The sequence below is a fragment of the Acinetobacter sp. FDAARGOS_724 genome (assembly GCF_013364475.1).
GTDB classification, from domain to species: Bacteria; Pseudomonadota; Gammaproteobacteria; order Pseudomonadales; family Moraxellaceae; genus Acinetobacter; species Acinetobacter variabilis.
Map to the genome: position 1 here is coordinate 1,357,503 of NZ_CP054908.1, position 12,809 is coordinate 1,370,311.

Below are 12,809 nucleotides of genomic sequence, written 5' to 3' on the forward strand. Positions count from 1 at the left end.
ATAGCAATAAAACTTCAAGATAAAGAATAGGTACAAATTTGAAATCAGCACTTTTTAGCATGACGATTTTGGCCTTGGCTATGAGCTCGGGGCAAACTGCCTGGGCAAAATCATCTGCACATCCGGATAAAGTTTTAAACCTGGCTTTCGAAGCACCTGATGATGGTTTTGATATGGTCAAAACCTATAATTTTTATAGTGGTAGCGTTGCTGAGGCCATTTTCGAGCCTTTGTTGCGTTATGACTATCTGGCTCGGCCTGCGATTTTAGCCCCAAATACCGCCGAGTCTTTGCCCGTGGTTGAACAGGATGGCAAAGTTTATACCTTTAAAATCAAGCCAGGAATTTATTTCAGTCCGGATCCGGTCTTTCAGGGCAAGAAGCGTGAACTGGTCGCCCGGGATTATATTTATTCCATGCAAAGGGTGATGGATCCAAAAAACCATTCGCCTTCTTTTTCCTTTATCGAAGGTAAAATTCTTGGCGCAGATCAAGTCATTCAGCAGGCCAAAAAATCGGGCAAATTTAACTATGATGCTCCGATTGCCGGTTTAAAAGCCCTAGATAAATATACCTTGCAAATTACCCTGACCCGTTCAGACCTGAACTTTCCTTATATTCTGGCCTATGTCGCTTTTGCTGGTACTGCACGCGAAGTCATCGAATATTATGGCGATCGAGTAGGTCAGCATCCAGTCGGAACAGGGGCATACCAGTTACACAAATATGTACCGCGTAGCCGCATTGAGCTGACTGCTAATCCAAATTATCGTGGTTTTGTCTGGAACTTTAAGGGGGATGGTTCAGAGTGGGATCAGCGGATTGTTAAAGCCATGCAAGGCAAGCAGATGCCGCAAATTGGCAAGGTCAAGATCAGCATTATTGAAGAAGAACAGTCGCGCTGGCTGGCCTTAAAATCTGGACAATTAGACTATGACAAACTGACTGCAAGTGGTGCTGAACAGGCGCTGGAGAATAAACAGCTAAAAAGTGAATATAAGAAAAAAGGCATCCTGCATTATCCAAATAAAGAACCGGAAATCACCTATACCATCATGAATATGCGTGATCCGGTGATTGGTGGGGACTCACTGGAAAAAATTGCACTACGCCGTGCCATTGCCTTGTCCTATAACCAGAAAGAAGCCATCCAGCAGCTATATAAAGGGCATGCTGTTAAAGCTGAAATGATTCTTCCTGAAGGTGTGGGTGGATATAACCCGGATTATAGAAGCAGTATTGCCTACAACCCATTGCTTGCCAATAAACTGCTCGATCGTTTTGGCTACAAGAAAGGTGCCGACGGTTACCGTACCTTGCCTGATGGTAAACCATTGGTTCTGAAAATGAACTCGACCAGCTCAAGCTCTTCCGTTATTTCTGCGGAGCTATGGAAAAAGAACCTGGATGCAATTGGAGTAAAAGTTGAATTTAAAGTCAGTAACTTTGCCGACAATTTAAAAGAAGCCACCCAGTGCAAACACATGATGTGGGGTGGCGCCTGGATTGCAGATTATCCGGAAGGGGAAAATTTTGCCCAGTTGCTGTATGGCCCAAATGCCCAGCAAGGTAACCTGAGCTGCTATACCTCTAAAGCCTATGACGCGCTGTATCAAACTGCGATGAAACTGCCGCCTCAGCAACGCACTCCATATTATGAGCAGATGAACCGCCAGATGGAGGCCGATAATCCATGGATTTTGCACAATACCCGGGTACGCAACTGGCTGATTCATCCACAGGTACAGGGCTTTAAGGCACATCCGGTGACTAGAGCAGTTTGGCAATATCTGGATATTGAGCCTGTTAAAAAATAACTTGAGAAGATTAAGAACCAGTATGAATGTGAATACAAACGCTTTAAAAAAGCTGGCCAGTGGGGTCTTAGTGGCCAGTTTAATGATGGCAGGTGCTGCACCCACATGGGCTGCTAATCCCGCTAATCCGAATAAAGTCTTAAAAACGGTCTTTCCCGCAGCTGAAACCGGTTTCGACCCCGGTTATATCCATGATCGTTATTCTGCCAAGATTAACTCAGCGATTTTCGAAACCTTATATACCTATGATTATCTGGCCTCACCGGCGAAACTGGTGCCATTGACTGCAGTAGATATGCCTCAAGTCAGTGCAGACGGTTTGACTTATACCATTAAAGTTAAAAAGGGCATTTACTTTGCAGATGATCCAGTCTTTGGTGGTAAAAAACGTGAACTGACCGCCTATGACTATGCCTATTCTCTAAAGCGTCTCTTAGATCCAAAGCTTAATTCACCAAATAGCTGGTTGCTGGATGGCCGGATCAAAGGGCTGGAAGCTTGGACAGCCATGGCGAAAAAGAATGGCAAGGTCTATGAAAATCCATTTGAAGGCATTCAGACTCCAGACCGCTATACGCTGGTACTCAAGCTGAATAATCCGGATCAGAACTTTCCGATGTTGCTGGCCCACGGTCCGGCTGCCGCAGTCGCACGCGAAGTCATCGAAAAGTACAAAGACAAAGCTGGCTGGGTGATGAGTAAGCCGGTCGGTACAGGGCCTTATGTGCTTAACCGCTGGACACCGGGGTCACGCATTATCTTAAAGCCGAATCCGGCTTACCGTGGTTTTGTCTGGAACTATAAAGCTAACACTGCAGAAGACCAGGCGATTGTCAGTGCGATGCAGGGCAAAAAAATGCCTCAAATCGGCACCATTGATGTGCGTGTGATTGAAGAAGCACAATCACGGATGTTGTCATTTAAGAAAAATGAACTGGATCTGGTGGAAATAGACGGCGATCTGGTCGTACAGGCATTGGATGGTGACAAGTTAAAACCTGAGCTGGCCAAGCAAGGCATCAAGCTGTCGCGCATGTTGGAGCCATCGATTAACTACCATTACTGGAATATGCAAGACCCGGTAGTGGGTGGTTTTACACCAGAAAAAATAGCCTTACGTCGTGCGATGGCAATGGCTTTTTCTGTTGAAAATATGATTAGCGTACTCCTTAAAGGAGATGGTGCAAAACTGCACATGCCTATCCCGCCAGGAGTTGCAGGTTATTCACCTGCCTATAAAACCAGTACACCCTATTCGGTCAAGGCAGCCAACATGTTGCTGGATCGCTATAACTATAAGATCAGTGCGGATGGCTGGCGGAGAACTCCTGAAGGCAAACCTCTGGTGATTGAACTAATTACTGCCAATACCAGTCGTGGGCAGCAACAGGGCGAATTCTGGAAAAAGACCCTAGATAATATTCATATCAAATTGACCAGTAAGGCCATGCCATTTGCTGAAGGCATCAAGCTGGAAAAGCAATGTAAAACCATGTTTAAAAGCTCTGCATGGATTGCCGATTATCCGGATGCAGACAACTTCATGCAGCTGTTCTATGGCAAAAACGTCAATGTCACCAATAATGCCTGCTTTAAGCATGCGGAATATGACCGTTTATATGAACAGAGTCAAAGCATGCCACCGGGTCCTGAACGGGATCTGGTTTATCGCAAAATGACCCGTATTCTAGAGGTCAATATGCCAACCATGATGCTGTATAGCACCTATCGTAATGCATTAACGCAACCTCATATTATTGGACACAAGTCCCATCCGATTCTGTCTACAGAATGGATGTATATCGATATTGATACTAAAAAGTAAGAAAAAGCTGGAGATGATGATGACATTAAAACACTTGAAATTTACCACACTCTGTCTGGCGATGATCGGGGGATCTCAAACCGTCATGGCAGAGACCCAAACCCAGCTTTTGCCTTTATTCAAGGCTGCAGAAATTCCGGCATTGTGTGATGCCAATCTGGATAAAATGCAAAAAGATATCCAGAAATTTGAAAGCCAGAAAATCAAAAATAAGGCTGAAGCCCGTCCTTATCTGGCAGCTTGGGATACATTGCAGGCATCGATCGGTGATTTTGTTTCACCTATCGGTTTATATAGCAATGTCGATCCTGATCCGGCCTTGCGTCAGGCAGCAGATGACTGTGAGCTGAAAATCAGTAAATACCTGACTTCCATGTATCAGAGTCCAAAACTGTATGCCCAGTTCAAGAAACTGAAAGCCACAGATCCGGTCGATGAAAAATTCCTGAAAGATATTCTGAATCAGTTTGAAAAAACCGGGGTACAACTCAGCGCAGAGAAGCAGAAGCGTTTGAAGGAAATTATTGAAGAAAGCACCAAACTGGGACAGGACTATTCCAAGAATGTACGTGATAACCCTGAAAAAGTTGAATTCACTGCTGCAGAACTAAAAGGTTTACCTACGAGCTATATCGCCGGTTTAAAGAAAAATGAAAAGGGCAATTATCTGCTCGGCTTCGACTATCCGGAATATCAGCCGTTTATGGAGCTGGCAGAGAGTGATGAAGCACGTAAACGTTATCAGACTGCCTATACCCGCCGAGGGACTGAGAAAAACCTCGAATACATGAAAAAGGCCATTGATCTGCGTTATGAACTGGCCCAGCTATTCGATAAAGACAGCTATGCTTATGTTGCCTTAAAAGATCGTATGGCCAAAACCCCAGAAGCAGTTAATAGTTTTCTGGATGAGGTTTATGCCAAAGTTGCGCCATTAGAAAAACAGGATGTTGAAGAATTACGTCAGTTCAAGGCAGAAACTTTAAAAATTCCTTTGGAAAAAGCAGAGATTGAGCGCTGGAGTCAGGGTTACTGGAGTGAAAAACTGCGTCAGGCCAAATATAAGGTGGACCAGGAAAAACTGCGTGATTATTTCCCGACTGAAGCGGCGCAAAAATGGTTATTTGCGGTGTCTTCCGAATTATATGGGATTGAATTCAAGCCGGTAAAAGTCAAAGCCTGGCACGATGAAGTCGAATATTATGCCGTGCATGATAAAGCCACCGGTGAGTTTATGGGCGGACTTTATGTCGATAAATACCCACGTGAAGGCAAATATGGCCATGCTGCAGTCTGGGGCGTTTATGGTGGCAGCCGTTTAAATCATCGCCGTCCGGTCTCTGTTTTGGTGACCAACTTCAACCGTAAAGGTCTGAACAGTAATGAGCTGGAAACCTTTGTGCATGAAATGGGTCATGCGCTGCATGGAATTTTATCGAAGACCCGTTATACCGAGCAGTCAGGTACATCGGTAGAGCGTGACTTTGTTGAAGCACCTTCACAAATGTATGAAGAGTGGGCGCGCCGTTTCGAGACTTTATCTAAAGTAGCGGATTACTGTGAACCAGCTTGTCCTCGTGTTGATGAAGCCATGACCCAACGCTTAAAGAACGTGAAAAATTATGGCCGCGGCCTGCATTATGCCCGTCAGACTTTATATGCTCAGTACGACATGGCCCTGCACGGTAAAGATGCGAAAAGCATTGATCCGTTAAAACTCTGGCAAGATATGGAAAGTAAAACTGCATTGGGTTCTGTTCCAGGTCAGCAATTCCCGGGTCAGTTCGGACACTTGATGGGTGGCTATCAGGCGGGTTATTACAGCTATATGTGGTCAGAAGTACTGGCACTCGACATGCTATCCGCTTATGGTGATCATCTGATGGATCCGAAAGTCGGCATGCATTATCGCGAGACCGTACTGGCACAAGGCGGACAAAAACCGGGCGATCAGATGGTTAAGGATTTTCTGGGCCGCGAACCGGACAGCAAAGCTTTCTTTAATGAAATTTCAGGACATTAAGTCAAGGAAGGAAAGCGATGCTGGCATATATTATTCGAAGGATTTGGCAAATGATCCCCACCATGCTGGGGGTGATTCTGCTGATATTCCTGTTATTTAACTGGGTCGGAGGAGATCCGGCCTATATCCTGGCCGGTAAAATGGCCAATGCTGAGCAGATTGAAAATATCCGCCAGCAGCTCGGGGTCGATCAGCCTTATTACGTACAACTCTGGATTTTTATCCAGCAGATTTTGACCTTTGATTATGGCGTGAGCTGGAGTACCGGTGAGTCGGTATCCCAGATTATTACCACTCGTTTGGGGCCATCACTGACCATTCTGATTCCACTCACGATTCTGCAAACAATCGTTTCAATCATTCTGGCACTCGGGGTAGCTTCAGTACGCGGTTCGTTGACTGACCGCATGATCATGATGTTGTGTACCATCGGTATGTCGATCAGTATTCTGGTATATATCATCGTGTTCCAGTATGTCTTGGCTTATGAACTGAGCTGGTTTCCGGTACAGGGCTGGAGCGATAACTTTACTGAAAACTTATTCAAATATGCACTATTACCAGTATTAATCATGCTGGTGGTGAGTATTGCACCGACCTTACGTCTGTACCGCAGTTTTGTTCTGGATGAAGTCAATCAGGATTATGTCCGCACCGCACGTGCCAAAGGTCTGGGCGAAAGCCGTATTCTGGGCGTGCATGTACTGCGCAATGCTTCGATTCCAATCATTACTGATGTCATGGCGGGACTTCCGGCTTTACTGATCGGTGCTTTCCTGATTGAACGTTTCTTCGGTATTCCTGGCATTGGCCGTGAAGTAATTATCGCAGTTGAGCGTTCTGACTTTCCGGTGATTAAAGCGATTACGGTCTATGTTGCGGCTGCGACCATGTTATTTAACCTGATTGCCGATCTGATCTATAAATGGGTCGATCCACGTGTACAGTTGAAGTAGGTGAATTATGCTGAGTGCGATATTTAAAAAAGAGCAACATGCTTCAGCAGTGCCTGAGTCTGCTTCAACCGGATTATGGCAGCTGGCGTTGCGTCGTCTGAAACGTGACCGCATTGCGATGTTCTCCCTATTTGTGGTGCTGTTTTATCTGCTGATGCTTCTGCTTTCCATGACCGGTATGATTGCCAAGGACTGGAATAAGGAAGTGGCGGTGAGTTATGCACCCCCAAGTTTTATCTATACACCGTCTGTACCTGGAGCTGCAGGTGAAGATCAAAGTACTGAATCTGCCGTAGTGCCAGTTAATCCAGTTGATCCTTTAAAAGATGTGATTGCTGAACTAAAAGCAGAAATTGCTGCTGAACAGGGTGCAGGTGCGATTGATTATTATGGTGTAGTCGATCCACTGGCTGAAGATATGAAAGCCATTGATCAGGAATTAGGTGGTCAGTTACTGGATCAGAGTAGTGAGCTTAAACAGAGCCTGTTCTTTGGTGCAGATAAATGGGGTCAGGATGTACTACTGAAAACCATTAAAGGTGCAGAAACTTCGATCTTGGTTGGCCTGATTGCTGCGCTGGTTGCGGTGGTGATTGGTACGGTACTGGGGGCGATTGCTGGTTATTTCGGTGGCTGGGTCGATGATGTCCTGAACTGGTTCTACAATATCTTTACTTCTATTCCATACTTATTGCTTGTATTAGCGATTGCAGCAGTACTGCAACAAAAAGGGATCTTATCGATTATCCTGATTTTGGGTCTGACCGGCTGGACTGGGGTGTTCCGTTTGGTTCGTGCTGAATATATGAAGCATACTGCGCGTGAATATGTGCTGGCAGCGAAAGCCATTGGGGTAAGCAATATGCGCCGTATCTTCGTGCATATTTTCCCGAATGTCAGCCATATCGCTTTGGTTCAAATGTCTATTCTTGCAGTGGCCTTTATCAAGTCCGAAGTGATTCTGAGCTTCTTAGGCTTTGGCGTACCGATTGGGGTAGTGTCATGGGGTAGTATGCTGAATGAAGCGCAAAGCGAGCTGATTTTAGGAAAATGGTGGCAGTTAACTGCGGCATCGGTGGCGATGGCGGTACTGGTGACAGCTTTCTCAATGTTTACTGATGCATTACGTGATGCATTAGATCCAAAACTGAAATAGGAGCGCAGCGATGTCTGAAATGAATCCAAGCATAGCACCCGCGTTACTTCGCGTAGACAACCTGCGCGTCAGTTTTAAAGGTGAAAATAAACAGTATGTGGAAACGGTCAAAGGAATTTCATTTGAAATTCCGGCCAATACCACAGTGGCATTAGTCGGTGAATCCGGAAGTGGTAAATCTGTGACTTCATTGGCAGTGATGGGACTATTAGCACCTGAGAACTCGAAGGTCGCTGAAGACAGCCAGATCCTGTTTGAAGGGCGTGATCTGCTAAAACTCAAGTCGAGTGAAATGCGTCAGATCTGCGGCAAAGAAATTGCCATGATCTTCCAGGAACCAATGTCCTCATTGAATCCAGTGTTTACCGTGGGCATGCAGATATCGGAAATTCTACGTCTGCATTTGGGCATGAATAAAAAGCAGGCCCGTCAAAGAACACTGGAACTTTTGCAGGAAGTCGGTATTCCTTCTCCGGAAACCAAGATTGATGCTTATCCGAGTCAGTTATCTGGCGGACAGCAGCAACGGGTCATGATTGCGATGGCAATTGCCTGTGAACCGAAACTCTTGATTGCTGATGAGCCAACGACAGCACTGGATGTGACTATCCAGAAACAGATTCTGGATCTGCTTGAATCCCTGCGCCAGCGCCGTCAAATGTCGATGTTATTCATCAGTCATGACCTGGCGGTCGTTGGTGAAATTGCGGATCAGGTCATTGTAATGCGTTATGGCGAGATTCGTGAGCAAGGTTCGGTGACAGAAGTCCTGAACAATCCTCAGGATATTTATACCCAAGCCTTGTTGCATTGCCGTCCACAGCTGTCGCACCGTCCTTTGCGTTTGCCGGTGATTAGCGACTTTATGAAACAGGATAGTCTGGCACATGACCTGCATGCGAACGCTCCGCTACAACAGGAGCGTTCTCGTGGTTTAAAAGGTAATGAAGAGATCATTCTCGATGTGCGCGATCTGAAAAAATCCTTCTATAGCCGTAAAGGCCTATTTGGCAAAGATGAATTTCAGGCCGTGAAAGGGGTGTCTTTTCAGCTGGCTAAAGGCAAAACCTTAGGACTGGTTGGTGAATCAGGTTCTGGTAAAACCACGATTGGTTTACTCTTGATGCGTCTACAGCAGGCCACAGGCGGCAGGGCGTTGTTTCAGGGCAAAGATATCTTGTCGATGACTGAAAAAGAGTTTACAGCCTATCAGCGTAAAATCCAGATCATTTTCCAGAATCCGTATGCTTCGCTGAATCCGCGTTTTACCGTGGGACAAATCCTGATGGAGCCGATGCAGATTCATCATATCGGCAAGGATGATGCAGAACGTAAACAGATGGCACTGGATCTGCTGGAACGGGTCAGCTTGCCAGCTCAAGCTTTCTATCGCTATCCGCATGAGTTCTCAGGTGGTCAGCGTCAGCGGATTGCAATTGCACGCTGTCTGACCTTAAAGCCTGAAATCCTGATCTGTGATGAATCTGTGTCCGCACTGGATGTATCGGTACAGGCACAGGTGCTGAACTTATTGCAGGATTTACAGGATGAGTTTGGTCTGAGTTATATCTTTATTTCGCATGATTTATCAGTAGTGAAATATATTTCTGATCAGATCATGGTGCTAAATCATGGTGATCTGGTGGAAATTGCCAACTCAGATGATCTGTATCAATCTCCGCAACACGACTATACCAAGCGTCTGTTAAGTGCGATTCCACAAGGTATTCCGCAGTAATCTTCTGAAGCACATAGTAAAAATGCCCACATTGTTGGGCATTTTTTATGACTAAAATTTGCTTTCAGAAAATCGCTGAGCCAACTGCTCGTATATTAATTTTTGGTCCAGCACATGAAATTGACTGAGATTAAGATCATAGTTTTGTGCCGCTGTATGTAAGCGGAGCAATACCATTTGATGCTGGTCATTGGGAGGAATTGCAATATATTCAAACTGTTGAACTTCAATCAATTTACATACCTTGCGGTAAGGATGACCAAAGAGAGACCAAACAATACCATGCTCAGAAATGACCAATATCCGATTTGTTTTTATAATATGGACTACCAGTACCAATAACAGAGAGGAACCGATCAGTATACAGGTCCATGGATCCAGTATTTTTAGAGGCTGCATACTGAAATCACGAAGAAAATGAATATCGCTGAAAGGGATGGAGCTGCGCTGAGGATCTGCTCTTTGCCAGATGCTGTAATGAACCAGCATAAAATGAACTAGCATTAGTATGTAGAAACCATAAAGCCGGGAAGCCTGAGGTGCCACCGGATGATAATATTGGGTCATTATTATTGTTCTTGCAAAAAAAGAGCCACCGAAGTGACTCTATCTTAGTGAAATTTTAAAACTTTTTAAAACCTTTATTCACGCCATATAAACCGCGTGCTGTATTACCTTCACGGTTTTCGCGGCGACCAAACTGGTTGTCTTCACGGTTGTCACGACGTGCAAACTGGGTACCATTCTGGTTTTCACGACGACCAAAGCCCTGGTCATCGCGACGTTCACGGTTGTTGTATTGTGGCTGCTGCTCATCGGTATCACGGCGTTGCTGACGCAGGTAACCACCACGGCGCGCTGCCATTGGTTTTTCCTGCATACGCTCATTACGACGTTTCGCCATACCGAATAAGCCGGTACCTTGACGCGGTTTCAGCTCAACTGATTTGGTCAGGTTGTCGATATCCTGTTTATCCAGTTCAATCCAGCGACCTGTACGAAGTTCACGTGGCAGAATCACGGTACCGTAACGGGTACGTAGCAAGCGGCTGACTTTCAGGCCTTGTGATTCAAAGATACGACGAACCTCACGGTTACGACCTTCTTTCACGACAACTTGATACCAACGGTTAATCCCGTCACCACCCAGTTCAGAGAATGATTCAAACTTCGCAGGACCATCATCTAGCACCACGCCTTTCAGCATGTTGTTTTTCAGTTGTGGAGTCACTTCACCCATGACACGAACCGCATATTCACGTTCGATTTCATTGGATGGGTGCATTAAACGATTCGCCAGTTCACCGTCATTTGTGAACAGTAACAGACCGGTCGAGTTAATATCGAGACGGCCGACCATGACCCAGCGATCGCCTTGAATTGATGGTAGGTTGTCAAATACTGTTGGACGCTGTTCAGGATCGTTACGTGAACAGATTTCACCTTCTGGCTTATAGTAAATCAGTACACGACGACGGATTTCGTCTTCAATCTGGAACTGCACTTTACGACCATCGATGCGAAGCTCATCACCTGGTTCGATTCGTTCACCCACTTGGGCAATTTGCCCATTCACACTCACACGACCTGCGGCAATGACTTCTTCCATATAACGGCGAGAACCCAAACCAACACGTGCAAGCACCTTTTGCAACTTTTCACTCATGACAGCATAACCTTAGAAATAATTATTCAACAGTTCACCTATTTATGACTTCGGTGCATTCGCATCGAGCGCCATAAAAGCTTCCTTGGCATCCTGCAGGGGAGGCAATTGGCCTAAAGAATTTAAGCCAAACGCATTTAAAAATTGTGGCGTTGTCACTAACAACGCAGGTCTTCCAGGGAGTTCACGAAAGCCGGATTCTTTAATCCAGTTCCAGTCAAACAGCGTACGCAAAATCTGACTATTATTCGTGACACCACGAATTTGTTCAATATCAGCTCGGGTCACTGGCTGATGATAAGCAATCACCGCAAGCATCTCCAGTAATGAAGGTGACAGGCGTGTCGGTCGCTCAGGCCAGGTCTGTGCAATAATATTACGATATTTTACACGCACTTGAAAACGGTAACCTTGCACAGTTTCAACCAGTTCAATAGAACGGCCATGCATCAGCATGGAAAGCTGCTGTAAATACTGGCGTAGCTCCTGCTTGCTATAGCGATCCTGAAATGCTTCTTTCAGTCGAGCTAAGGAAACAGGGGAATCACTGGCAAAAATAATCGCTTCCAGCTGCATCAGAATTTCATGCAGATTATCTTCCGCAGACAAGGAGATATTATGTTCTGTGTTCATGCGTGTGCTCCTTGAATTGCGAGCGGTGCCTCAATGCCTGAGGCAATAATTTGAATTTTTTGCTGGCGGGTAAGTTCTAGTACGGCCATAAAGGTCACGACTACACCCATGCGTCCCTGACTTGGCTTGAGTAAATGATCAAAGGACAAGACTTCACCAGATTCCAGACGGCTTTCAATATAGGCAATCCGCTCTTCCAGTAAAACAGGCTCCTGTTGTACTTGATGAATGACCGGTTCAGGGCGATTAAAGACACAAAGTAAGGCATCACGCAGCAGATCGGCACTATGACCTTCATTCGGCTGGATAAACTCACCTAAGTGAACATTGGCCTGAAAGGTATCGCGTTCCAGAATTGTCATCTGACCCAGACGTTCTGCAGCCTGCTTGATTCTTAAATAATTTTCCAGACGCTCAATCAGATCCTGTTTCGGATCCTGTTCAACTGCAGCCACGCTTTTCGGTTTAGGCAGTAATAAACGGGATTTGAGATCGGCCAATAATGCCGCCATTACCATATAGTCTGCGGTCAGCTCAATATTAAGTGACTTCATCGCATCCATATAGGACAGATATTGGGAGGCAATCGGCGCGATATCAACCTGTAACAGGTCAAAACCATTTTTCTGGATCAGGTAAATTAAAAAGTCGAGGGGGCCTTCAAAATGTTCTAACAGAATTTCAAACGCTGCCGGAGGAATATACAGATCCTCTGGAATCGTATTTTGCCATTCATCCAGAACCCGGATGTTTGGAGCAGATTCCATAGCGTTATGGGGCATTTGAGTCATTACAATTATAAGCCACGCGAATTTTCAAAGGCATGAAATGGCTTATTCCCCGAGCTCTTGTCAGGAGAGAAAGCACATAATTTAGTAGTTGGCATTGTACTGGAAAATTGTCGTTAAATAAAATAGATATGCATTCAAAAGCAAAAAAACCATATTTATTTTAGGAGAAATTTTATTTTTTTAATTGGGTAAAACGCACAAGTC

10 protein-coding genes are annotated in these 12,809 nt (G+C 45.3%); 6 read left to right on the forward strand and 4 right to left on the reverse strand.

Annotation, left to right across the window (positions count from 1 at the left end):
- The first annotated feature begins 59 nt into the window (after positions 1–59).
- From FOC32_RS07770 to FOC32_RS07795, 6 genes are read left to right on the forward strand one after another with little or no spacing between them, the layout of a single operon-like run.
- A complete protein-coding gene (locus FOC32_RS07770; RefSeq protein WP_175968167.1) occupies positions 60–1,817 on the forward strand; it encodes an ABC transporter substrate-binding protein in 1,758 nt (585 codons plus the stop codon).
- A gap of 22 nt (positions 1,818–1,839) precedes the next feature.
- On the forward strand, positions 1,840–3,642 hold the full coding sequence (locus FOC32_RS07775) for an ABC transporter substrate-binding protein (protein ID WP_175966800.1): 1,803 nt from the start codon (positions 1,840–1,842) through the stop codon (positions 3,640–3,642).
- A gap of 19 nt (positions 3,643–3,661) precedes the next feature.
- On the forward strand, positions 3,662–5,665 hold the full coding sequence (locus FOC32_RS07780; protein ID WP_175966801.1) for a M3 family metallopeptidase: 2,004 nt from the start codon (positions 3,662–3,664) through the stop codon (positions 5,663–5,665).
- 17 nt (positions 5,666–5,682) lie between these two features.
- A complete protein-coding gene (locus FOC32_RS07785; protein WP_004783323.1) occupies positions 5,683–6,621 on the forward strand; it encodes an ABC transporter permease in 939 nt (312 codons plus the stop codon).
- A gap of 7 nt (positions 6,622–6,628) precedes the next feature.
- On the forward strand, positions 6,629–7,777 hold the full coding sequence (locus FOC32_RS07790) for an ABC transporter permease (protein ID WP_175966803.1): 1,149 nt from the start codon (positions 6,629–6,631) through the stop codon (positions 7,775–7,777).
- Between the two features lie 10 nt (positions 7,778–7,787).
- Positions 7,788–9,515: an ABC transporter ATP-binding protein gene (locus FOC32_RS07795; RefSeq protein ID WP_175966805.1), complete on the forward strand. Its 1,728-nt coding sequence runs from the start codon at positions 7,788–7,790 to the stop codon at positions 9,513–9,515.
- A 51-nt stretch (positions 9,516–9,566) separates the two neighbouring features.
- Here FOC32_RS07795 and FOC32_RS07800 read toward each other — a convergent pair whose 3' ends face one another.
- The 4 genes from FOC32_RS07800 to FOC32_RS07815 are packed head-to-tail and all read right to left on the reverse strand — an operon-like array spanning position 9,567 to position 12,605.
- Complete coding sequence (locus FOC32_RS07800) at positions 9,567–10,082, reverse strand: hypothetical protein (RefSeq protein ID WP_175966807.1); 516 nt, start codon at positions 10,080–10,082, stop codon at positions 9,567–9,569.
- Positions 10,083–10,137: 55 nt separating this feature from the next.
- Positions 10,138–11,181 carry a 23S rRNA pseudouridine(2605) synthase RluB gene (rluB, locus tag FOC32_RS07805; protein WP_175966809.1) on the reverse strand — a complete coding sequence of 348 codons (1,044 nt, stop codon included), beginning with the start codon at positions 11,179–11,181 and terminating at the stop codon, positions 10,138–10,140.
- Positions 11,182–11,223: 42 nt separating this feature from the next.
- Positions 11,224–11,814, reverse strand: a complete 591-nt coding sequence (scpB, locus tag FOC32_RS07810; protein ID WP_005234269.1) for an SMC-Scp complex subunit ScpB — start codon at positions 11,812–11,814, stop codon at positions 11,224–11,226.
- A complete protein-coding gene (locus FOC32_RS07815; protein ID WP_175966811.1) occupies positions 11,811–12,605 on the reverse strand; it encodes a segregation and condensation protein A in 795 nt (264 codons plus the stop codon). The genes scpB and FOC32_RS07815 overlap by 4 nt, the downstream gene beginning before the upstream one ends.
- Between the last annotated feature and the right edge of the window lie 204 nt (positions 12,606–12,809).

Coding starts and splice junctions, on each gene's coding strand:
- FOC32_RS07770 (WP_175968167.1), top strand. CDS start 60: ATGACGATTTTGGCCTTGGCTATGAGCTCGGGGCAAACTGCCTGGGCA.
- FOC32_RS07775 (WP_175966800.1), top strand. CDS start 1,840: ATGAATGTGAATACAAACGCTTTAAAAAAGCTGGCCAGTGGGGTCTTA.
- FOC32_RS07780 (WP_175966801.1), top strand. CDS start 3,662: ATGACATTAAAACACTTGAAATTTACCACACTCTGTCTGGCGATGATC.
- FOC32_RS07785 (WP_004783323.1), top strand. CDS start 5,683: ATGCTGGCATATATTATTCGAAGGATTTGGCAAATGATCCCCACCATG.
- FOC32_RS07790 (WP_175966803.1), top strand. CDS start 6,629: ATGCTGAGTGCGATATTTAAAAAAGAGCAACATGCTTCAGCAGTGCCT.
- FOC32_RS07795 (WP_175966805.1), top strand. CDS start 7,788: ATGTCTGAAATGAATCCAAGCATAGCACCCGCGTTACTTCGCGTAGAC.
- FOC32_RS07800 (WP_175966807.1), bottom strand. CDS start 10,082: ATGACCCAATATTATCATCCGGTGGCACCTCAGGCTTCCCGGCTTTAT.
- rluB (WP_175966809.1), bottom strand. CDS start 11,181: ATGAGTGAAAAGTTGCAAAAGGTGCTTGCACGTGTTGGTTTGGGTTCT.
- scpB (WP_005234269.1), bottom strand. CDS start 11,814: ATGAACACAGAACATAATATCTCCTTGTCTGCGGAAGATAATCTGCAT.
- FOC32_RS07815 (WP_175966811.1), bottom strand. CDS start 12,605: ATGACTCAAATGCCCCATAACGCTATGGAATCTGCTCCAAACATCCGG.